This is a genomic window from Haloterrigena alkaliphila (assembly GCF_017352155.2).
Classification (GTDB): domain Archaea; phylum Halobacteriota; class Halobacteria; order Halobacteriales; family Natrialbaceae; genus Haloterrigena; species Haloterrigena alkaliphila.
The window spans coordinates 973,031-992,646 of record NZ_CP071462.1; the positions used below are offsets into that span (position 1 = coordinate 973,031).

The 19,616-nt window shown below is 65.9% G+C and carries 22 protein-coding genes and 1 pseudogene; 4 read left to right on the top strand and 19 right to left on the bottom strand.

Going from position 1 to position 19,616, the window contains the following annotated elements; all coding sequences use genetic code 11:
• Nucleotides 1-100: 100 nt before the first annotated feature.
• Nucleotides 101-289, bottom strand: coding sequence for a hypothetical protein (locus J0X25_RS23510; protein WP_207289984.1), 189 nt, complete (start codon nt 287-289; stop codon nt 101-103).
• A 142-nt stretch (nt 290-431) separates the two neighbouring features.
• Here J0X25_RS23510 and J0X25_RS23515 point away from each other — a divergent pair, with 142 nt between their 5' ends.
• Complete coding sequence (locus tag J0X25_RS23515) at nt 432-833, top strand: DCC1-like thiol-disulfide oxidoreductase family protein (RefSeq protein ID WP_207289985.1); 402 nt, start codon at nt 432-434, stop codon at nt 831-833.
• Between the two features lie 130 nt (nt 834-963).
• Here J0X25_RS23515 and J0X25_RS23520 read toward each other — a convergent pair whose 3' ends face one another.
• The 4 genes from J0X25_RS23520 to J0X25_RS23535 form a co-directional block, all read right to left on the bottom strand.
• Nucleotides 964-2,454 carry a lipase maturation factor family protein gene (locus tag J0X25_RS23520; RefSeq protein WP_207289986.1) on the bottom strand — a complete coding sequence of 497 codons (1,491 nt, stop codon included), beginning with the start codon at nt 2,452-2,454 and terminating at the stop codon, nt 964-966.
• A gap of 118 nt (nt 2,455-2,572) precedes the next feature.
• Nucleotides 2,573-3,739: a zinc-dependent alcohol dehydrogenase gene (locus J0X25_RS23525; protein ID WP_207290854.1), complete on the bottom strand. Its 1,167-nt coding sequence runs from the start codon at nt 3,737-3,739 to the stop codon at nt 2,573-2,575.
• Between the two features lie 11 nt (nt 3,740-3,750).
• Nucleotides 3,751-4,503: an SRPBCC family protein gene (locus J0X25_RS23530; protein WP_207289987.1), complete on the bottom strand. Its 753-nt coding sequence runs from the start codon at nt 4,501-4,503 to the stop codon at nt 3,751-3,753.
• A 187-nt stretch (nt 4,504-4,690) separates the two neighbouring features.
• Nucleotides 4,691-5,479 carry an HpcH/HpaI aldolase family protein gene (locus tag J0X25_RS23535; protein ID WP_207289988.1) on the bottom strand — a complete coding sequence of 263 codons (789 nt, stop codon included), beginning with the start codon at nt 5,477-5,479 and terminating at the stop codon, nt 4,691-4,693.
• 99 nt (nt 5,480-5,578) lie between these two features.
• Between J0X25_RS23535 and J0X25_RS23540 the strand changes: the two are divergent.
• Nucleotides 5,579-6,113: pseudogene (locus tag J0X25_RS23540) on the top strand (cupin domain-containing protein).
• A gap of 500 nt (nt 6,114-6,613) precedes the next feature.
• Here J0X25_RS23540 and J0X25_RS23545 read toward each other — a convergent pair.
• The 7 genes from J0X25_RS23545 to J0X25_RS23575 all read right to left on the bottom strand — a co-directional run bounded on the left by J0X25_RS23545 (nt 6,614) and on the right by J0X25_RS23575 (nt 11,626).
• Nucleotides 6,614-7,828 (bottom strand): MFS transporter, encoded by a 1,215-nt coding sequence (locus tag J0X25_RS23545; RefSeq protein WP_207289989.1) that lies wholly within the window; start codon nt 7,826-7,828, stop codon nt 6,614-6,616.
• A gap of 107 nt (nt 7,829-7,935) precedes the next feature.
• Nucleotides 7,936-8,409, bottom strand: coding sequence for a toxin-antitoxin system TumE family protein (locus J0X25_RS23550; protein WP_207289990.1), 474 nt, complete (start codon nt 8,407-8,409; stop codon nt 7,936-7,938).
• Nucleotides 8,410-8,412: 3 nt separating this feature from the next.
• On the bottom strand, nt 8,413-8,925 hold the full coding sequence (locus J0X25_RS23555) for a winged helix-turn-helix domain-containing protein (protein ID WP_207289991.1): 513 nt from the start codon (nt 8,923-8,925) through the stop codon (nt 8,413-8,415).
• A 59-nt stretch (nt 8,926-8,984) separates the two neighbouring features.
• Entirely contained in the window at nt 8,985-10,292 is a 1,308-nt protein-coding gene (locus J0X25_RS23560) for an MBL fold metallo-hydrolase (protein ID WP_207289992.1), read from the bottom strand.
• Nucleotides 10,293-10,446: 154 nt separating this feature from the next.
• Entirely contained in the window at nt 10,447-10,869 is a 423-nt protein-coding gene (locus tag J0X25_RS23565) for an SHOCT domain-containing protein (RefSeq protein ID WP_207289993.1), read from the bottom strand.
• Between the two features lie 64 nt (nt 10,870-10,933).
• Entirely contained in the window at nt 10,934-11,278 is a 345-nt protein-coding gene (locus J0X25_RS23570; RefSeq protein ID WP_207289994.1) for a hypothetical protein, read from the bottom strand.
• A 69-nt stretch (nt 11,279-11,347) separates the two neighbouring features.
• Nucleotides 11,348-11,626 carry a WNWW family protein gene (locus J0X25_RS23575; protein ID WP_207289995.1) on the bottom strand — a complete coding sequence of 93 codons (279 nt, stop codon included), beginning with the start codon at nt 11,624-11,626 and terminating at the stop codon, nt 11,348-11,350.
• A 472-nt stretch (nt 11,627-12,098) separates the two neighbouring features.
• Between J0X25_RS23575 and J0X25_RS23580 the strand changes: the two genes are divergently transcribed.
• Complete coding sequence (locus J0X25_RS23580) at nt 12,099-12,503, top strand: 30S ribosomal protein S6e (RefSeq protein WP_207289996.1); 405 nt, start codon at nt 12,099-12,101, stop codon at nt 12,501-12,503.
• A 19-nt stretch (nt 12,504-12,522) separates the two neighbouring features.
• Nucleotides 12,523-12,960 (top strand): DUF7112 family protein, encoded by a 438-nt coding sequence (locus J0X25_RS23585; RefSeq protein ID WP_207289997.1) that lies wholly within the window; start codon nt 12,523-12,525, stop codon nt 12,958-12,960.
• Nucleotides 12,961-13,106: 146 nt separating this feature from the next.
• Here J0X25_RS23585 and J0X25_RS23590 read toward each other — a convergent pair whose 3' ends face one another.
• The 7 genes from J0X25_RS23590 to arlF all read right to left on the bottom strand — a co-directional run bounded on the left by J0X25_RS23590 (nt 13,107) and on the right by arlF (nt 19,614).
• On the bottom strand, nt 13,107-13,607 hold the full coding sequence (locus J0X25_RS23590) for a helix-turn-helix transcriptional regulator (RefSeq protein ID WP_207289998.1): 501 nt from the start codon (nt 13,605-13,607) through the stop codon (nt 13,107-13,109).
• Nucleotides 13,608-13,945: 338 nt separating this feature from the next.
• Nucleotides 13,946-14,404 (bottom strand): FlaD/FlaE family flagellar protein, encoded by a 459-nt coding sequence (locus J0X25_RS23595; protein WP_207289999.1) that lies wholly within the window; start codon nt 14,402-14,404, stop codon nt 13,946-13,948.
• A gap of 137 nt (nt 14,405-14,541) precedes the next feature.
• Nucleotides 14,542-16,263 carry an archaellar assembly protein FlaJ gene (flaJ, locus tag J0X25_RS23600; RefSeq protein WP_207290000.1) on the bottom strand — a complete coding sequence of 574 codons (1,722 nt, stop codon included), beginning with the start codon at nt 16,261-16,263 and terminating at the stop codon, nt 14,542-14,544.
• Nucleotides 16,264-16,293: 30 nt separating this feature from the next.
• On the bottom strand, nt 16,294-17,973 hold the full coding sequence (locus tag J0X25_RS23605; RefSeq protein ID WP_207290001.1) for a type II/IV secretion system ATPase subunit: 1,680 nt from the start codon (nt 17,971-17,973) through the stop codon (nt 16,294-16,296).
• A gap of 1 nt (nt 17,974) precedes the next feature.
• Entirely contained in the window at nt 17,975-18,703 is a 729-nt protein-coding gene (gene arlH / locus J0X25_RS23610; protein ID WP_207290002.1) for an archaellum protein ArlH, read from the bottom strand.
• Nucleotides 18,700-19,170, bottom strand: a complete 471-nt coding sequence (arlG, locus tag J0X25_RS23615) for an archaellum stator protein ArlG (protein WP_207290003.1) — start codon at nt 19,168-19,170, stop codon at nt 18,700-18,702. The genes arlH and arlG overlap by 4 nt, the downstream gene beginning before the upstream one ends.
• Before the next feature lie 3 nt (nt 19,171-19,173).
• Nucleotides 19,174-19,614 (bottom strand): archaellum stator protein ArlF, encoded by a 441-nt coding sequence (gene arlF, locus J0X25_RS23620; protein ID WP_207290004.1) that lies wholly within the window; start codon nt 19,612-19,614, stop codon nt 19,174-19,176.
• Nucleotides 19,615-19,616 lie beyond the last annotated feature (2 nt).

Consider the following 19,616-nt stretch of genomic DNA (forward strand, 5'->3'; position numbering starts at 1 on the left):
GCGACGAAAGGACCGCAGCGTAGCGAGGACCGCATCGAGCCCTCCGACTCGAGAGCGCTCGGGGCTTTCAGGCTGTAGCCGTCGACTAGATCTCCGCGCTTCACTCGACACCGAACGCATCGGACTCGAGTTCGCTGCAAATCCCGACCATCACGCCGAGGAAACCCAGCGCCGCGAGCGCGATCCCGACGACCCACGGCGTCGATCCCCACTCGAAGAGGGCGACGAGCCAGAACGCGCCGACGAGGACGACGCCGCCGGCGACGATCAGTCGGACGAACCGCTCCATGCGTCCGGATTCACGACCCCGAACCAAGTATCCAGTCGTTCGACGGTCCTCGTCGGGTTCCACGTCCGCGATCCCCCCTCGAGTTCCGCGCTCGAGGCGATCACGAGTCAGGCGTTTGTGTCTCGAGCCCGTATCACGACGTATGCTCGAGCCGACCCTGGTCTACGACGACGACTGCGGCTTCTGTACGTGGTGGGCCGACTACGTCGACGAGCGGACGGACCTCCGCATCGTGGGCTTCAGCGACCTGCCGGAGTACCCCGAGATCCGGAAGCGCCTCCCCGAGTACTACGAGGAGTGTTCGCACCTCGTGACCGAGGAGCGCGTCTACTCCTGTGGCGCGTCGCTCGAGGAGGCGCTGCGCCGCTACGACCGCGGCGGCCCGCTCAGCGAGACCGTCGGGTTCCTCCGGAACTTCGAGGACTACGCGCGGATCCGCGAGTGGGGCTACCGCCAGGTGGCCGACAATCGGGATACGTGGGGCAAGCTGCTGTCGAAGACGCCGCCGGTGCGACAGGAGTCGGAAACGGACGACGAGCGGTGAGGGTGCCGAGCGCTCGAGCGGGCCGTCGCAGGCCCAGCCCGCACCGTCCCACCGATCACAGTGCCACCGATCGCAGCGCTATCGATCACAGCGCCACCGATCGCAGCGCCACCGATCGCAGCGCCACCGATCACAGCCCCGGCCCGCGGAGCCGGAGGTCCTCGAGCGACGTCGGCGCGACGTAGGTTCCGACGCGCTCGCGCTCCCACCACCGGCCGGTCTCGGCGCGCTCCTCGGGCGTCGTGTACCGGTAGCGGTACCGAATCGCGCGGACGTGCGTCGGGGACGCCTCGCGCCCTTCGAACGGATCCTCGGCCAGCAGCGTCCGCGTTTGCTCGTCCTCCTCGAGCAGTTTCGCTAACAGCCGGGTGAACCACGGGCTGCGACGCGGCGACGGCGCCATGGCGGCGAACCAGAGCTGCCAGTCCAGCCGGAGGTGGTAGGGCGCGATCTGGGGCGGTCGGCGCTCGAGGTCGGTCGGCTTCCCCGTGAATCGGTACGTCTGCCACTTCGTGTCATCGGTAATCGTCTCGTCCGTCGTCCCCTCGATCACGATCTCGTAGCGATCCCGCGTGATCGAGCCGAACGCGCCGTAGGTGTTCACGAGGTGGAGCGGATCGTAGGCGGTGTTCATCGTCTGGCTCTCCGAGAGCATGTTCTCGATCGGGCGGATGCTCATCGCGACCGCGACGATCGCGACCAGGATCGCCGCGCCCTCGAGGTACGGCGGCGTCGCGACGGGTTCGGGCGCCGCGACGGGCAGCGCGGCCTCGAGAGCGGAGACGGGGAACGCGGCCTCGAGCACGCCGTCGCTGAACGTCGCGATCGCGAGGACGATCGTCAGGGCGTTCAGCCACGCGAAGTTGCCGGTGAGCATGAGCCAGCCCATGAAACCGATCGTGACGGCGCCGGCCAGCGACGAGACGGGCTGGGAAGCGAAGTAGAGAAACGGAACCGCGAGTTCGACGACGTGATTGCCGAACGTCTCGAGGCGGTGGAAGCGATCCGATCGGTGGTGGACGTACCAGCTAACCGGGTTCGGAATGGGCTGCGTCTCGTAGTGGTAGTCCATACACGTGAGGTCGCGCCAGCAGTCGTCCCCGCGGAGTTTGATCAGCCCCGCGCCGAACATGTTGCGGAAGAGGACCCACTGCAGGAGCAGGAGGATCACGAACGGCGGGGCGACCTCGCCGGCACCGAGGAAGATCGCGAGGAAGCCGGTCTCGAGCAGCATCGACTCCCAGCCGTAGCCGTAGAAGGTTTGTCCGGCGTTGACGAACGACTGGTAGCACAGCCACATCGCCGACCACAGCGCCATCGAGACGGGCGTCGGGTACGGCTCCGGCAGCCAGTACGGTAGGGCCACCAGCGCCAGCGCCGAGAGCGCGACGCCGGTCCACGCCGTGATACCGATGACGCGGTCGCTCGGATAGAAGTAAAAGAGACTCGGCCGCTCGCGGAACTCGGCACCCTCGGCGTACCACTCGAGGGGCAACAGGCCGTCTTCGCCGGCTAGCGGCCGGAACTGAAAAGCCGCGACGAGGAAGGCCAGCAGGAACAGCAGCGCGAGCCCCCGCTGGAAGAGGAAGCGAACGAGCCAGAACTCCTCGCCGTGGAACATAGTCGGCTCTCAGTTCGCGAAGCGCCAAAGGAGTGACGTACAGCCGATGGCGGCCGTCGGCCACAGTTCACTCCGGTGCATACACACCGGGAGTGGCCGGACGGAACTCGACGATCGCTTACGGTTCCATCACGACCTTGATGCAGTCGTCCGCCTTGTCGTTGAACGTCCGGTACATCTCGGGGCCGTCCTCGAGGCCGACCCGGTGGGAGATGATGAAGGAGGGGTCTATCTCGCCCTCCTCGATCGTTCCCAGCAGCGGATCGAGGTAGCGCTGCATGTGGGTCTGTCCCGTCTTGACCGTCAGGGCCTTGTTCATCAGCGGGCCGAAGGGGACGTTCGCGCGGCCGAGGTAGACGCCGGGCACGGAGAGCGTGCCGCCCTTCCGGCAGCACTTGATCGCCTCGCGAAGCACGTACGGGCGGTCGTCCTGCAGTTTCGCGCCCTCCTTCACCCGGTCGGAGACGCCGTCGAGACCCGTCCCGTGGGCCTCGGTTCCGACCGCGTCGATACAGCGGTCCGGACCGCGACCGCCGGTCATCGACATCAACTGGTCGTAGACGTCCGCGTGCTCGTAGTTGATCGTCTCCGCGTCGCCGTGTTCGCTGGCCATCTCGAGTCGTTCGGGGACGCGGTCGATGGCGACCACCTGGTTCGCGCCCATCATCTGCGCGCTCTGGATGGCGAACTGCCCGACCGGGCCGCAGCCCCAGACGGCGACGGTGTCCTCGTCCTCGATGTCGGCGTTCTCGGCGGCCATGTACCCCGTCGGGAAGACGTCCGAGAGGAACAGCACCTGCTCGTCGGGGATATCCGACTCGATCTCGATCGGGCCGACGTCGGCGTAGGGGACCCGCAGGTACTCCGCCTGTCCGCCGGCGTAGCCGCCCAGCAGGTGGGAGAAGCCGAATAACCCGGCCGGCGACTGGCCCATCATCTTGCGGGCCATCTCCGCGTTGGGGTTCGAGTTGTCACAGAGCGAGTACAGCTCCTCCTCGCAGAACCAGCAGGAGCCACAGCTGATCGTGAAGGGGACGACGACCCGGTCGCCGACCTCGAGGCTCTCGACCTCGTCGCCGACCTCGACCACCTCGCCCATGGGTTCGTGGCCGAGCACGTCGCCCTCGCGCATCCCGGGCATCTTGTCGTTGTAGAGGTGGAGGTCGGAGCCGCAGATCGCGGTGGCCGTGATCTCGACGATCACGTCTGTCGGCTCGACGATCTCGGGCTTCGGAACCTCGCTGACTCGAATATCCTTCTCGCCGTGCCACGTGAGCGCCTGCATCGTGTCGTCGGTCATAGCAGATCACCCCGTCCGCGAGCGGACGGTCTGTTCGCGGTCGTCGGAACTTCGCCGGTCTCCGCGAGACTCTTGAAGCGGTCGAGCGCCGTCCCGACCAGCGACTCGGGGACGACCTCGAGGCGCTCCACGGCCGCGCTGCCGACCGATCCGCCCGGCGGATCGAAGCGAACCTCGAGAGTCACCTCCGTCCCGCGGTCGCCCGGTGCCTCGTCGAACGAGAGCGACCAGGCGTCGAACAGCGCGCCGCTACCGCCGAGACCGCTCGAGACGCCGTCGACCGTCTCCCAGCGCAGTCGCTCGCCGGGTTCGTCCGCCGTACTCTCCATCTCCCACGACAGCTCCCGGTCGAGCGGGCCGGTCGCGCGCCACTCGTAGCGGTCGTCGCCGGTCTCGGTGACCTCGGCGAACTCCCCGACGATGCGCTCGAGATTCTCGGGATCGCGCACGAGTTCGGTCAGTTCGTCCGCGGGTTTCCCGATCGTGACCGAGCGCTCGACCGGGTGCGCGCCGCCAGACTCGGACAGGGAGCCGCTGAGCGTCCGGTAGGACAGGAACCCGCCGGCGAGCGCGACCACCGTCCCGCCGATCGAGCGCCGTCTGAGACCGAACGCGACGAGCGCGCCGCCGAGGGCGAGCGTGCCCGCTCGTTTCAACTGGGCGCCGTCGATCCTCACCCTCGAGCGCAGTCCGGTGCTGACGCCGTCCGACGAGTCGTCGATCGCCGCAGCCGATGCCTGCTCACCCATGATAGTGATCAGATCGGGGTCGCGGCGTGGTTTCGCGAGCGGTTCCGTCGTCGGCGTCGGTCGGGTCGGGGTTCCGTATGATCATACGAATACCGGTCCTCGTACGCACGAGAACGCGGAATCCGGCCTTAGATACCGGGGCTGAGAGTGAAGGCCGGACCGAGCCGAGCAGCGACGGGCCGGACCGCTACGGCCCCTCGTACTCGTTCAGCCACGAGCGCACCGCGGCCCCCAGCGCTCCGGTGGTGCTCCCCAGATTGAGAATCTGATACCCTGAGTCGGCCTTCTCGTTGACGTCGTCCATCCCGAAGCCGAGGCCGCCGAGGGGGACGCCGGCCTCGAGCGCCGCCTCCCGGACCGCCTCGACGCGTTCCTCGACTTCGTCGTGCGTCGGCTCCCCGGGATGGCCCAGCGACACCGCGAGGTCCAGCGGGCCGGCGAAGACGAACCCCAGCCCCGGAACGTCGAGGATCTCGTCGATGTTTTCGACCGCCGTCGGGTTCTCGATCGTCACGCCGACGACGATCTCCTCGTCCTCGGTGCCGGCGTAGTCGTCGGTCGTCCCCCACCGACTCGCGCGGGGACTCGCGAAGCCGCGTTTGCCGGGGTCGCCGTCGTACTCGAACTGCGAGGCCTCGAGCGCCCGCCGCACCTCGTCGGCCGACTCGATCCGCGAGACGAACAGCGACCGAACCCCCGCGTCCAGCGTCTTCCGGACCATGCCGGGGTCGGGTTCGGGTAACCGGATGAGGAGCTCCGTCCCGGTTACGTTCGCCGCGCGCGTCAGGTCCTCGAGTCGATCGCCGTCGAACGGGCTCGGCCCGGCGTGTTCGAGATCGATCCAGACGAAGTCGAGGCCGAGTTCGCCGTAGAACTCGACCAGCGTCGGACTGTACGCGTTCTCGAGGACGCCGAGCGCGACGTCGTCGTCCTCGAGCGTTCGCCGCAGGAGGTTGGTTCGTGGCGACGTCGCCATGGGCCACGGACCAGCACGACGAGGATAAACCTTCGTGGCGCGGCTCACAATCGTGTTTTCGTGGCAACAGCTTTTGACCGGGACCGCGAACGCGGCCACATGAATCACGTCGCCATCGAAGACGTGGATTCCGAACCCGACGAGGACCTGCACGCCGACCGTCGGGACCTCGCGGCGGCGCTGGGGACCGAGCACGTCGCGATCACGCGCTACGTCCTCGAGCCCGGCGAGCGGTTCAGCGGAGCGGTTCAGCGGGTCGGTTCACGCGCACGTGGATCAGGAGGAGGTGTTCGTCGTGCTCGAGGGCGAGGCGACGTTCGAGGTGCGGGCGGACGGTGACGACGAACGGGGCGTGAGAACCGACGACGTGACGGTCGCCGAAGACGAAGCGATCCGGTTCGCTCCGGGCGAGTTCCAGTCCGGACGCAACGCCAGCGAGGATCAGGTGGTTGCCTTGGCGCTCGGCGCGCCGCGAGAAAGCGAGGACGTTCGGATCTCCCGGATTCCGGTGCTCGACGACCGGAACGTCGCGTGTCCCGACTGCAACTGCGACCATATGCGCATCTCGAGGGGCGACGACATCGACTTCGAGTGCCCCGACTGTGGGGCGACGATGACGCTCGAGGACGAGTGACGGTTTCGCGGAACGTACTGTCTTCGTTCGCCGATCTGCTCACTCGAGGTGCGAATGAAACGACGCTTCGATTCGCGCGGAAAGTGAAGTGATGTGTCCTGCTATCGTGGCAACGGTGAATCACCACGCCCTCCCCAGCCGATTCGCTCTCTCGCTTCGCTCGTTCGCTCATCCCTCGCACGAGATCATTGGCTGCCCTCACTGTCGCTCGGACAGCCAATAGCGCGCGCCACCACCCTGCTGGACCGTCCATCTGGTGTGTGCTGTTCTCGACCGATACGTACCGCGGTCGTCTGTAACACTACAGTTCCGGTAGTTCCTCGGCGTTTCGATCGCGGCGATCACGAAGTCGCGTTGCGAGTTCCGCACCGATCTCTTCGCGTTTCGACTCCGGTAGATCGTCCGGAACGAGCAGGCCACGGGCATCGGTAAGCGTAGGCTCGCTCAGCCATCGATAATACGCTTCGCGGTATCAAAATATTCCGGGGCGAATCTGACCGTTATTCGGCCAGCGAGTGCAACGCGGCCCCCGCGGCGACCACGACGAGCGCGCCGCCAGCGAGTACGGCCAGTCCGGGGACGAACGAGCCGGTAGCGTCGCGCAACGCCCCGACGAGCACCGGGCCGACAAAGCCGCCGATCTCGCCGACGGCGAAAATGAAGCCGACCGCGGTGCCCGTTAGCCGGGCGCCGATCCCCTCGAGATCCGGCGGGATCGCCCGGACGAGCGGCGAAACGCCGCCGACGCCGAGGCCGGTGACGACGATGCCGGCGACGAGCAGCGGACCGGTGTCGCCCGCGATCACGCCGAGGATCCCCACGAAGGCGACGGTTCCACAGCCCATCAGCGCCGACCGCCGCGCCCCGAACCGGTCGGCCAGTTCCGGGACGGCGAGCACGCCGCCGACGTAGGCCGCGATCAGCAGGCTCGTCGCCCGGCCGGCCGTTCCGGTCGGCAGGCCGCGCGACTCGAGCAGCGTCGGGAGCCACCCCTGCAGGCCGTGGTTGAGCAGCAGGTACATCGTCCCGATGACGACGACCAGTTGGAGTTCGCGGTGGGAGAGCACCAGCCGGAGGTCGGCGACGACAGACTCGAGCGAGAAGCCGTCGTCGTCGGCCATTCGGTCGTCGATTCGGGCCCGCTGGGCGACGACCAGCCACGCGAGGCCGTAGGCGACGGCGACGACGCCGCTCCAGAAGAACAGCGGCCGCCAGCCGCCCAGCCACGGGCCGATGACGGGGCGGCCCACGCCGAAGACGAGCGCCGACCCCGCCGAGGCGCCGACGAGGTAGATCGACGACGGGCGACCCGTCTTCTCGGGCGGGAACAACACGCCGACCAGTTTCGGGAGGCCGAAGGTGATCGCGGTCGCGCCGACGCCGAGCAGGAGCGTCGTCGCGAGCAGCGACGGGAAGCCGGGGGCGGCGCTGCGGGCGATCTGTGCGACCCCGTAGATCAGGACGCCGGCCGCGAGGCTCCGTCCGGGACCGATCCGGTCGACGGCGATGCCGGAGAACAGCGCCAGCGGGATGTAGGTCAGCGGCACCGCCCCCGCGAGCACGCCGGCCTGCGTGCCCGAGAGCCCCACCTCGTCGATGATCACCGGGAGGTACGCCGGCAGCGAGAACCAGACGAACATCAGGCAGGTGTAGCTCAGCGCTCCGAGGGCGACGAGTGCGTACTCACGGCGATAATCGGCGCTCGAGCGACCCATTCGGCTGGTCTGAGTGGTGGCAGCCTCGAGTAGTTTGGCCTCGCGGCGGATCGGTCCGGGTTCGGCTCGTGACGGTCGGGACCGGGTGACGAGCGAAACGCGGATCGTTACGGTGGGTCGACGAATCCGTTCGGATCGTCGATCGAGCCCGTATCGTACGCTGCTCGCCACAGTGCGATCGTCGCTCGAGCGACGAGTCGGATCTCGGCGACTTCGATGCAGGACGATTCAACTGCGGCCGGATCGCTCGCGGCGTTCGGTGGCGGATGGAAGTGTGCGTCGTCGTCGGGCATCGGGTAGTCGTGGGGATGAACGTCCCAGCGGAGATTACGGCCGAGATCGTCCGTATAGTGAATGTTGTAGTCGTCCCGCGTCGACCAGACGACGTCGAACCGACCCCCGGTCGCCTCACCGATACCGTCCTCGAGGGTGATTCGGAGTTCGTCGGGATCGAAGAAGTCGTCGAGTTCCGCCGCCGCCAGCGGCTCCTCGGACTCGAAGACGTCCCTGAACTCGAGCAACGCGGTGCGATCGGTCGGCCCCCGAAGCGAATGGGTCTCTTCGCGTTCCCGGCCCGCCATTGATCACACCGCGTTCGGGCCCTGAACGGCGTCGGCTGCCTGATCCAGCGCGAGGGCGACCTTTGCGAATCCCAGGTTTCGTCGCGTCGTCTGCCACTGTCTGACCCGTTCGGCGTCGATATCGGCCTCCTTCCAGGAGATGTCCTCGGGTTCATCGACGCCGGTCTCCTCGCGATAGGAGTCGATTTCGTTCTGCATTTCGGCGACCTTCGTGAGCAACGTCGCAGCGTCGGCGTTCTCGAGCATATCCTGTGCCTGCTCGAGAACGAGCGACTCGGTCGAGCGTCGGTATCGCGTTGCTCCTCGGTCCGAGACCGTCTCGACGAACCCCGTCTCGGCGAGGTCCTCGAGATGCGTCCGAGCAGTGGTCTCGGAAACGAGCGCTCGCTCGGCGACCTCGCCGGCGGTTGCGCCATCGTAGGTCGTTTTGATCACCGACCGGACGCGCCGAAACGTCGTCGTCTCGGCTTTCCACTCGTCTCTTGCGACGTCGTTGACGTCCGTGTCGCCCGCCATGGTGTTCGGACCGACGGTATCCAAAATAATTAATCTGTGGGGCAGTATACTGGCCCAGATCAGATCGACACGACGTCGCCGAGTTCGGGCGCCGCCGCGTCGAAGCCGTCGGCGCGCAGTTCCTCGGCGAACGCCTCGCAGCGGTCGCCGTGGTTGACCAGCACGTCGCTCTCCCGGTAGGACTCGAGGAATGCGAGGATCCCCTGCCGATCCGCGTGGGCGGAGAAATCGTACTGCTCGACCTGCGCGCTGACGGGCATGATCCGACCGTCGATCTCGGCGCTGCCGGTCTCGAGGAGGTCGCGACCGGGCGTCCCCTCGACCTGGTAGCCGGTCATGGTGATCTTGTTCATCGGATTCGCCCGGATTTCGGGAATATAGGTCATGGCGGGGCCACCAGAGAGCATCCCGCTGGTCGTGATGATCGCCGCCTTCTGATCGGTGATGCGTTTGCGCTGGCCGTCGCGGCCGGTGACGAATCGCGCGTGAGAGATGGCCCGCCGGAACGCGTCGGCGTCGCGGACGAACCCGGGGTACTGTCGGAGCATCTCGGTCACCTGCTTCCCCATCCCGTCGACGTAGCAGGGGATGTCGTGGGCCGCACAGACGAGCATCAACTCCTGCGTGCGGCCGATGGCGAACGCGGGGACGACGATGGAGCCGCCCTCCCAAAGCGTCGTCTCGACGCTCTCGACGAACCGGTCCTCGACGGCCGACCGGTCCTCGTGTTCGACGTCGGAGTAGGTGCTCTCACAGAGAAGGACATCGGCCTCGGGACGCGCGGTGGTCCCCGGGACCAGCCGTTGCCCGTGAACGCGCTGTCCGTCGACGGCTGGGGCCCGTCCGTTTTCGGGACTCGACGTCGTGTCGCTGCCTCGGCGGTCGTCGACGTGGAAGTCACCCGTGTAGAGCAGTCGGGTGTCGCCGTCGTCGACGAGCACGTGCGCGCTGCCCGGGATGTGGCCGGCGTTGTAGAACGTGACCTCGTGACCGGCCGCTTCGAACGGCTCGCGGTAGCCGTGGGTCTCCGAGACCTGCGTGACCCGCTGCACGTCGGTCTCGGTAAACGGGCACTGCATCGTTCCGCCGTGGAGGTTCAGGGTGTCTCGAGCGAGCGTCAGCGCCAGTTCGTACGTCGGCGGCGTCCAGTGGATCGGCGGGCGGGCGTCGCCGGAGAGCAGCGACGGCACGGCGCCGACGTGGTCGAGGTGGCCGTGGGAAACGACGACCGCCTCGGGGTCGGGCGTCTCGACGGGAAACTGCGGCGGGTTGGCCGTCAACATCCCGAAATCGAGCAACAGCGCGTCGTTCACGAGGATCGCGCTGCGCCCCACCTCGCGAGCGCCGCCGAGAAATCGGAGCTTCATTACCGGGAGTCGGGACTCGAGCCGTTTTCTCCCATCGATTCCGTCCGCCACCGCTCGGTCGGTTCGGAACGATTCTACCCGTGGTCGCTCGGTCGGACTGGAACACCACCGCGGCCGCTCGAGCGCCTCCAAACCGAGATTCGGGGTCCCTCGCTTACCGGTCCCGGAGGCGGCTGCGATCGCTCGTCGACTCGCGGGTTCGATCGCGCTCGAGTCGGTCCGCGCCGCCGTCGGCCTCGAGGAGTCGATCGAGTTCCCGTTCGAACTCCGCCTCGCTGAGTTCGCCGTCGACGTACCGGGAGCGAAGGCGATCGGTGGGTGCGGCGGTCTCGGCGGAGCGGGTCGTGGGGTCACCGATAGTATCAGCGTCTGCGGCCTCGTCGCCCCGGAGCAGTGAGACGAGTCCGACGACGGCCAGCACGCAGACGGCGAGGATCGCCATCGTCACGACCGCGGCGACGACGGTCGCCACGATCGAGAGCACGATGCTGACGACCGTCGCGACGGCGCCGAGCACGAGCAGCGCCAGCAGGGCGACGCCAGCCCCCTTGAGGAGGACGGTTCCGAGTCGAGCCATACGAGTCGTTGCACGTACACCCACAAAAGGACAGCGTCCAGTCGGACAGTTGATGGGTCGACGATTAAGAGCCGTTGGAACGGGCCTCGTTCGGCGCCGCTGCGGGCGAGCGGGTCCGCCACGTGAGCCCGATGAGATAGACGTCGAGGAGCGAGACGAGCAAGACCGCCAGCGGGACGGCGATATCGGTGAAGCTGACGGCGGTAAACTGTAGCGCGGTCACCAAAAACGGCTCGCTCAACTCGAAGGCGCCCGACAGCGTCCGTGCGGAGAGGAACGCGAGCGCGAGGACGTAGAGCCCGAACCAGCTCGCGCCGCGTTTCCACTCGCCGAGATAGCAGTGGCCCAGTCCGGCGGCGAGCGCCGAGAGGGGGTACGCCGGCCAGATCGGTCGTCTGCGTTCGCTCATGGATCTGCCCTACGGCCCGCAGGACAATGCGTGTTACGTCAGACGCACCGCTGACGTCGTCCGACGGCGCTACTTCTGATACCGCCGAATACCGAACTGGCCGTAGCCGCCGTAGGCGAGTTCGAGGGACCCGATCCACCAGTTCCACCGCTCCGGCGGACTCCCGTCGGGGGCGTCCGCGAGGTGTTCGAGGACGACGTCGTTCGTCAGCGTCGTCCCGGCGTCGGCCTCGTACCGGCCGGAATCGGCGAGATCGACGGCCTGCCGGACGACCACGCGGGACTGGCCCATCGTGCCGCCGAACTCCTCGCGCAGGCGAATCTCGAGCCGTCCGGGATCGATGAACACGGCTAGTCGTAGGAAGCCGATCTACTTGATTGTTCGAGTAGCCGAGGCTACGCGGGTACCAGACCGAAGTGACTGCGATCACGGAGCGCGGTGGCCGGGAGGACGGCTCGAGCACCGCGAGAGCCGTCCGACCCGGGGGAGGGCAGGCGGTTCACCGATGACGACCGCGAGCGAACGGTGCGCGGCGCAACGCGCCGCGGAAAGACGAGCGGCGCAAGCCGCGAGTCAGTGAGCGAGCGGGCCGACGACCGATGTGGAGAGCGCGGCGCGTAGCGCCGCGTATGGCGAACGGCGCGAGCCGTGAGCCGGGCCCCGGAGGGGCCGAAACGGAGGGAGGAGTGCTTTTGATCGACCTTTTGCCGAGGGACGTAGCGCTGTGCGGCAGCAACGCTGCCGCCAGCGCTGCAGACCGCAGCGCAAAAGGTCGGTTGTGATCGATGATCTTTTGAGCGGCGGCCGTTATCGGTCGGATATGGCAAGTTTCACTGTCGTCGTCGGCGACCCCGACTCCGGGTCGTCCTATCAGCTCGAGGCGGAGGAACAGGACGCGAACCGCTTTATCGGCAAGTCGATCGGCGACGAAGTCGACGGCGGCTCGGTCGGGCTCGACGGCTACACGCTCGAGATCACCGGCGGCTCCGACGACGCCGGGCGACCGCTCAACCCGAAGGTCTCCGGCTCGAACCTGCAGGAAGTCCTGATGAAGGAACGCCAGACGGGCTACCACCCGTCCCGCGACGGCGAACGGCGCCGCATCACGGTTCGGGGCCGCGAGGTCTCCGACGCCGTCGCCCAGATCAACGCCTCGATCGTCGACCGCGGCAGCACCGACGTCGACGAACTGCTCGGCGAGGGCGACGCCGAGGACGGCGAGTAATCGACCACCGAGTTTTCCAATGGGAGATCGAATCGCGAGCGACCACCCGTCAGTGCGAACGGTCCGAGCGACGTGTGCGGAGACGGCGACCGGCGTCCGACTCGAGGTGCCGGCCGACGAGCGCGACGCGTTCCCGACCGACGAGGTCGTCCGGATCGTCCTCGCGGACGAGGAACTGTTCGGCCGGGTCGAGCGAGCCCTGACCGGCGACGACCTGTCGATCCCGGGAATCTACCCGACGCCGGACGCGGCCCGAGACCCCAGTGGCGCGACCGACCGATTGCTCGAGTGGGTCGACGACCGCGACGTCTCGGCCGGCGGATCGGTCCTGATCGACGTCATCGAACCCGAGTTCCTCTACGGCGTCCGGTCGCCCGGGGAGACGGTCTACTACGACGCCCACGAACCGCCGAGCTCCAGCCTGAGCGACATCGCGAAGGATCTCGAGGATAGCTGACGGCGGGCTGGGAGTGGCGCTCCCGACGCGTAGCGCACTGGAATTCTCCTCGCGGGGCTGTGAGTCCACATCGGCGGAGACACCGGTCGCTCACGAAGAGCATCTCGATGGCGCGAAAAATCGATCGTGACGAACCGCGACCGGCCTCAGAGACGGGGCAGGAACGCGTACAGTAACAGCCCGAAGGCCAGGTGCTGGACCATCGTTCGTTCGACGGTCGCCCGGACGTACTCCTCGTCCGCGATGGAGTACTCCTTCGTCCGGACCTTCGCGTGCATCGAGAGCACGTCCGCTTCCTCGAGGGAGTGCAGGCTCGGGTAGACGGTCCCCGGGCTGAGTTGCGCACCGAAGAGGTGGGTCAGATCGGAGAGCAGTTCCTTGCCGTGGGTCTCCTCGTGAAGAGCGATGAGCATCAGGAGAATTTCGTCCAGGTTCTCCTTGATGATTGCCTCGTCGAACTGCACGTCGTCGGTCGGCAGCGCCGCGTTGACCTGCTCCATCAGTTCGTCGAGCTCGCGCTCGACGTCCTTCGCTGACTCCGCGGTCGTTCCGAGGGAGATATCGTACGATTCCGACTGCGAATCTGCAGTCGCCGCCTTCGACAGTTCGTCGAACACGGACTCTGTGTTGGGGGTTTCCTCACGCATTGACGATCACCAGTTGGGGGGTTCGCGAGTGGATCCGCCACAGGAATCCGTCGGCCACGCACTGCCGACGAAGGGAGACGGTCCACACACGACTACTCTGGAACTGGGACTGGGAGGTATTAAACGACAGGGGAGAGGACATACACGAATAAAATAATTATAAGATAGTATGATTTATAAAATAACGGTTGTGGGAGGGTTTGTGGGTGCTTCGGGGGAGACTGTAGATATATGGCCACGGTTGTGAAGTGATCGCATTTATAAGTGGTAATTCGTATCCTTTGTTCCGCCTATCTAGGCCATCCTATAAGAGTTGTGGCCCACTCCCGACTGAACGGTCAATACGTCGACGGCCCGTCGCGAATGATGCTGACCATCTCGTCCGAATCGTCGGCGTCGTCCTCCTCGTCGATCTGTCGTTCGACTCGCCGTTCGGCCATCCGCGCGATCATTACGTGTTCCTCGAGGTCGTCGCCCCTGATCGTCGCGATGTACTCCAAACTCTGGGCGTGGGCGGCGAAGAGCGTCCCGCTGAGCGCCTCGAGGGGGTACTCGAGGGTCGTCGGTTCGTCGTAGCGCTTGTTGTGGATCTCGCCGAGCGAAAGTCCCCGCAGGTACGAGGTCATCTGTTCGCGCACGAGCGGACTGATCCAGCCCAGGTCTTCGTAGTACCGCAGGCAGTTGAGCGCGCCCGTCGTCCCGAAGGTTTCGCCGAGAAACCGGGCCCACTGAATGGTCGCGTCGGTTCGCCCGGCCGAGCGTTCGAGCGTCTCGAGGTACGGTTGTGATCCTGACATGGTGAATGGCCGGCGTCTCCGGTCTATACCGTCAACAGTCGTGGGAGTATCAAGAAGGTTCGTTCGATTACGAGCGGTGAGTCGCCCCGTTAGGGGCGATGCAGCCGGCGACACCCGCGTTCGCGACGGGCGCGAGTTCACATCACGAAGTTGACCACGTACTGCGTGCTGGCCGCGACGAGCGCGCCGAGCCAGGTCAGGAAGACGAAGTGGACCAGCCCGCTGAGCAGGTGACCGCGGTCGGTGATCCGGATCATGACCGCCGACAGCGCGGCGTTGACGAGGACCGTCGCGATCAGCAGGTACTCGATGACGACGAGGTTGTACTGCTCGGTGTGCATGAGGTTCCCCGCGACCTGGCTCTGCTCGCCGAGGTCCATCTCGCCGGTGATGTCCATCATGATCTCGACGACCTCGAGGCCGATGAAAAACGAGAAGACGCTCGCCGCGGTGATACCGTAGAGGACGCCGATCAGCGTCGTCGTCGCCTGCTGGCGCTTTTCGCGGACCTTGAGCACCTCGTTCTGGTTCTTGCTGATCACGTTGCCCAGCACCTGCGGGTCGCCCCCCATCTGTCGGCCGACGACGTACATGTCGCCGAACTTCTGGATGAGGTAGGAGCCGGTCTCCGCGGCGAACAGCCGCCACGAGCGGATGTTGTCGATCCGCATGTTGAGCCGCTTGTAGAGGGCGTCGACGTTCGCGGTCAGCGCCCCGAAGTCCTTCTTGCGCAGGCTCTCGAGGACGCTCCCCGTCGAGGTCTGTTTGACGCTCTCGACGGTCCCGAGCGCCCGGATGAAGCTGGGAAACTCGCTGTCGCGGTCTTTGACCTTGCTCTCCTCCTGGCGCATGCGCCAGCCGGGCAGGAGCAGCGGCGTCACCGGAATCGCCGTCAGGATCGGCACCGGGACCCGCTCGGTGACGAACGGCAGATAGCCGAGCAGGGCGGCCAGAACGCCGAGGGCGAGGAGGAGGCTGCAGCCGATTCCGATGGCGAGCGCGCGCGGAATCCGAGTCATCGGCCCCTCGCCGGCCGTCTCTTCGATGTACCACGTCGGATCGTACGGCGACACGACGTGGATCGCGTAGACGAACCCTACCTGCACGATCCCGAACATGGCGACCGTGCCGGCGATGAGCAGCGTCGGACTGGTACCGATCAGGATCGGCAGGACGATCGCGAACACGAGGACGAACGCCACCGACAGCATCATCGACATGTACAGCTCCTTCATCACGTCGAGTTTCGCCAGGTCCGACTCGTAGCGGGTGACGAACTGCTGGATGATCGTGTCCTGTTCGTCGATCAGGAACTCGCTGATCTGCTGGCCGCCACCGACCGTGTAGGCGAGTCGCTCGAGAAAGTCGGTCAGGAGCGGACTCGCGGTCTGTTTGGCGCGGATCCGACAGGCGTCGTCGAGGCTCTGGTTCCAGGTGTCGACCAGCGCGACGAGATACCCCATCTCCTCGGCCAGCGCGTCGTACTCGTCTTCCTCCGCGAGCGTCCGAAAGATCTCGACGCGGTTGATGTTCGTCATCGAGAGAACGGTGATGTGCGTCAGGAAGAGGTGAAAGCGCTGGCGGACCTGCTTTCGCTTGCGATCCTGGGAGAGTTTCGGATAGATGATCGCGACGGTCATCGCCAGCAGCCCCAGCAGGACGACCGGCAGGCCGACGAACAGCGGCAGTCCGAGTACGACCGTCAGCACAGCCCCGCCGACAAACAGGCCGAACGCGGGCGCGACCGCGAGCAGGAGATACCGCGTGGTGGCCATCTCCATGCTCGCGTACGCGCCGTTGAGCGACTTGAGGAACGATCGAGCGCTGGTGTCCGGCGCGGATTGGGTATCTGTCGACATTGGCGGTGTAGCGTTCGATTCGGTCGCGTCTCAGGCGAACTGGTTGAGGCCCCGTATCTGGATCGGGAGCCCCTCGAGGCCGTCGCGCTGGAAGTCGGCGATGGCCTTGTTGACCTCGTGGTAGCCCAACACGTCTGCGTCGATCAGCTGGCGGATGATCTCGGCCCGCCGATCGAGTTCGTCGTAGATTTCGCGAGTGTCCTCGTAGCCCAGCAGCGTCGCGATCTGTTCCTCGAGGACGAATGAGTTGTTCCGGCCCGTGAAGGCGACCTCGTCGTCGCGGGGATCCCACTTGAAGGCCTGACGGGTGACGACGCCGCCCTCGTAGTCGGAGTAGCCCTCGATCTCCTGGACCGAGGTCACCCGTCTGAGGACGTCGTCACCCTGTTTGACCCGGTTCTGGAACAGCGCGACGTCGCAGTTGTCCATGAACGTCTCCGGGACGTTGATCGGCGCTCCAGTAAAGCGCTGGATCATCGAGACGATGTCGCTGGCGTGGAACGTGAGCATGACGGGATGACCCGTCTGGGCCGCCTGGAACGCCATCTGTCCCTCCGCTCCGCGGACCTCACCCACGATGATGTAGTCGGGACGCGAACGCAGCGCGGCCGCGACCAGGTCGAACATGTCGACGTCAGCCGACTCGTCGCCCGACCCCTCGCGCGTGAGGAGTTGCTGCCACGTGTCGTGGGGCGGCATCACTTCGGCCGTGTCCTCTGCGGTGTAGATCTTCGAGTCCTGCGGGATAAACGAGAGGATCGCGTTCAGCGTCGTCGTCTTCCCCGACGCCGTCTCGCCGACGACGAACACCGTCTGCTCGTTCTCGAGACAGAGCCAGAGGTAGGCCGCCAGTTCCGGAGAGAGCGTCCCCCACTTCGTGATCTGGAGGATCGACAGCGGGATCTCCTCGCCCTGACGGATCGTCATCGAGGGGCCCTGCACGGAGACGTCGTCGGAGTAGATGATGTTGATACGCGAGCCGCCGGGCAGCGTCGCGTCGATGATCGGATCGGAGTCACTGACCGGATGATTCATCCGCTCGCCCATGTTGCGCAGCCACTGCTCGAACTCCTCGGGGGTGCCGAAGTCGACCGTCGCCTTGATCATACCGTAGGTGCCGTGATCGAGGTAACACTGCTTGGGACCGATGACGTGAATGTCCTCGTTGGCCGGGTCGGTCATCACCGGTTCCAGCGGCCCGAGGCCGACGATGTCCCGCTGGAGTTGATACCGAAGTCGGTCGAACTGATCCTGCGAGAGCGAGATCTTGCTGGTGCCGAGGGACTTGAGCCGACCGATCGACTGGCCGGTGATCCCCGACGTGACCTCGATGACGTCGTCGAGCAGTTCGTCCAAGTGCTCCTCGAACTCCTCGTTGTTTCCGGGGGCCGGCCGCGTGACGCTCTTGTCGAGGATCCGGCGACGGATCCGATCGTACAGTTCCTGATCCTTCTCCTCGAGGACCGGTTCGACGCAGTAGTACATCGTGCTGATCCCGCGATCGCCGTAGACGTGACAGAAGATCGGCGCCTCGGCCTCGTAGATGACGTTCGGCCGGCGGGACTCCCACTCGCCCGACGGCTCGTCGATGAGCTTCGGATACTCGTTGTACTCCTCGTAGAACCAGTCGAGGTGTTCCCGGAGGTGGGGGTACTCGTCGGCCAGTGCGTCCAGTTTGTTCTCGAGTCGCGCGGTACCGAAATCAGCCATCTTATGCCACCGTCCTGCTGACGATCGAGATGCCACGGCCCTGCTGGACGCTGAAGCCGATGGAGTCGTCGACCGGCGTTTTCATGTTCTGGAACCGGCGGACGAGGATCTTCCGTCGAATCTCCTGTCCGACCGTGTTCGTCTCGATCTGAAAGTAGACGTCGGCCACGTTGCGCAGCGGCCGCAACGCGTCGTCGGCGACGCTCGTCGGATCGACGGTCATCACGACCGTCTTGTCCTGCATGGTCACGTGCCGGAGGAAGGTAACGAGCCGCTGGATGACGTGGTCCTCGTTGCCGTCGGCGATGACCGCCTCGTAGTTGGGATCGTTCCGCAACAGCCCCGACAGCGTGTCGACGAAGACCACGTCGGCCTTCCACAGGGTCTCGGCGCTTGCGAACCGGGAGAGCAGTTGTCGTTTCTTCCCCTCGTCGTGAGTGTCGACGTTGGCGTGGAGGAAAAGCAACTGCTCGTCCAACAGGAGGTCGACGACGTCGTAGGACAGCGACGCCATCTGCTGGACGAACTCCCACGACTCGAGTTCCGTCGAAATGTAGGTGACGTAGGCGCCTTCGGAGGCCATCCCGTACGAAAAGCGCTGGGAGAGCGCGCTCTTGCCGGCGCCGTCCTCGCCCTCGATGAGGACGACGCTCCCCTCGGGGAAGCCGCCGCCGATGGCGGTGTTCACGCGATCCCGTCCCGTCAGTCCGATTGAGTGATAGTCGGTCATGGTACGTAGAATTCGAGCGTTTCCTCGTCGCCGTTGACGATGACGACGACCCGGTGCTCGGCGCCCGTCTCCAGCGTCTGTGGAATCTCGAGTTCGGCGACTTCACCGCGGCGCCACGCGCTCGAACTACCCTCGTGGACGGTGAGCGTGGCCGAGCCGTTCGAGACGTACTCGCCGTCGATCAGTACGTCGAGTGCAGAGGCGTCGCTACTAAGGGTCTTCTGGCCGGTGTTCTTGATGAGAACCGAGACGGTTCCGTTTCCATCGGTCTCGTTGTAGACCGCGTCGCTGCCCGGATCGCTGATGATCTCGACGTCGGTATCGATCTGGTCCCTGACGTCGCCGCTGTAGGTATCGATCGACCCGCTGATCTCGTTGACGTTGGTCACCAGCGTCCCGGCGACGCCGGCCGCGACGAGCATCGCCGCGATGAACAGGATCAGCGAGGAGACGGAATCACTGGCCATCGGTCACACCTCCGTCTCCGTGACGGCGACGCCGTGTTCGGTCACGAGTTTGACCCTGTTCGGGCGGTCGGCGCTCGAGGCGACGATCGAGAGCGTCTCGCCGGGTTGCCACAGGTCCCGACCGGTGGTCCCGTTGACGCGGGTCTCGAGCCAGTCGCCGTTGGGCTCGTAGACGCCGTCTATCAGCAGATCCGTCTCGGAAACGGAGAGCGTCGTCGAGCCGGTGTTCGTCACGTTCACGGTGAGGTTGTCGGTAGTACCGTCGTAGCTCGTTTCGTTGAGTTCGATCGCGGTGTTGCGGAGATCGAGCGTTCGATCGTCGCGGTCGTCGATCGCCGTCGTTCGGTCCTCGTGGGCCGTCTGGAGTACTGGATAGGCGATCCCGACGGCGACGAGCATCCCGACGAAGATGATCGCCGTCGCACCACTGGTACTGAATCCCACGC

What these genes read in the sequence shown, in the direction of transcription:
- J0X25_RS23560 (WP_207289992.1), bottom strand. Translation starts at nt 10,292, where the DNA reads ATGAAGCTCCGATTTCTCGGCGGCGCTCGCGAGGTGGGGCGCAGCGCG.
- J0X25_RS23555 (WP_207289991.1), bottom strand. Translation starts at nt 8,925, where the DNA reads ATGGCGGGCGACACGGACGTCAACGACGTCGCAAGAGACGAGTGGAAA.
- J0X25_RS23595 (WP_207289999.1), bottom strand. Translation starts at nt 14,404, where the DNA reads ATGTCAGGATCACAACCGTACCTCGAGACGCTCGAACGCTCGGCCGGG.
- J0X25_RS23515 (WP_207289985.1), top strand. Translation starts at nt 432, where the DNA reads ATGCTCGAGCCGACCCTGGTCTACGACGACGACTGCGGCTTCTGTACG.
- J0X25_RS23550 (WP_207289990.1), bottom strand. Translation starts at nt 8,409, where the DNA reads ATGGCGGGCCGGGAACGCGAAGAGACCCATTCGCTTCGGGGGCCGACC.
- J0X25_RS23565 (WP_207289993.1), bottom strand. Translation starts at nt 10,869, where the DNA reads ATGGCTCGACTCGGAACCGTCCTCCTCAAGGGGGCTGGCGTCGCCCTG.
- J0X25_RS23535 (WP_207289988.1), bottom strand. Translation starts at nt 5,479, where the DNA reads ATGGCGACGTCGCCACGAACCAACCTCCTGCGGCGAACGCTCGAGGAC.
- J0X25_RS23530 (WP_207289987.1), bottom strand. Translation starts at nt 4,503, where the DNA reads ATGGGTGAGCAGGCATCGGCTGCGGCGATCGACGACTCGTCGGACGGC.
- J0X25_RS23510 (WP_207289984.1), bottom strand. Translation starts at nt 289, where the DNA reads ATGGAGCGGTTCGTCCGACTGATCGTCGCCGGCGGCGTCGTCCTCGTC.
- flaJ (WP_207290000.1), bottom strand. Translation starts at nt 16,263, where the DNA reads ATGTCGACAGATACCCAATCCGCGCCGGACACCAGCGCTCGATCGTTC.
- arlH (WP_207290002.1), bottom strand. Translation starts at nt 18,703, where the DNA reads ATGACCGACTATCACTCAATCGGACTGACGGGACGGGATCGCGTGAAC.
- J0X25_RS23525 (WP_207290854.1), bottom strand. Translation starts at nt 3,739, where the DNA reads ATGCAGGCGCTCACGTGGCACGGCGAGAAGGATATTCGAGTCAGCGAG.
- J0X25_RS23570 (WP_207289994.1), bottom strand. Translation starts at nt 11,278, where the DNA reads ATGAGCGAACGCAGACGACCGATCTGGCCGGCGTACCCCCTCTCGGCG.
- J0X25_RS23590 (WP_207289998.1), bottom strand. Translation starts at nt 13,607, where the DNA reads ATGCGTGAGGAAACCCCCAACACAGAGTCCGTGTTCGACGAACTGTCG.
- J0X25_RS23520 (WP_207289986.1), bottom strand. Translation starts at nt 2,454, where the DNA reads ATGTTCCACGGCGAGGAGTTCTGGCTCGTTCGCTTCCTCTTCCAGCGG.
- J0X25_RS23585 (WP_207289997.1), top strand. Translation starts at nt 12,523, where the DNA reads ATGGGAGATCGAATCGCGAGCGACCACCCGTCAGTGCGAACGGTCCGA.
- arlG (WP_207290003.1), bottom strand. Translation starts at nt 19,170, where the DNA reads ATGGCCAGTGATTCCGTCTCCTCGCTGATCCTGTTCATCGCGGCGATG.
- J0X25_RS23545 (WP_207289989.1), bottom strand. Translation starts at nt 7,828, where the DNA reads ATGGGTCGCTCGAGCGCCGATTATCGCCGTGAGTACGCACTCGTCGCC.
- J0X25_RS23605 (WP_207290001.1), bottom strand. Translation starts at nt 17,973, where the DNA reads ATGGCTGATTTCGGTACCGCGCGACTCGAGAACAAACTGGACGCACTG.
- J0X25_RS23580 (WP_207289996.1), top strand. Translation starts at nt 12,099, where the DNA reads ATGGCAAGTTTCACTGTCGTCGTCGGCGACCCCGACTCCGGGTCGTCC.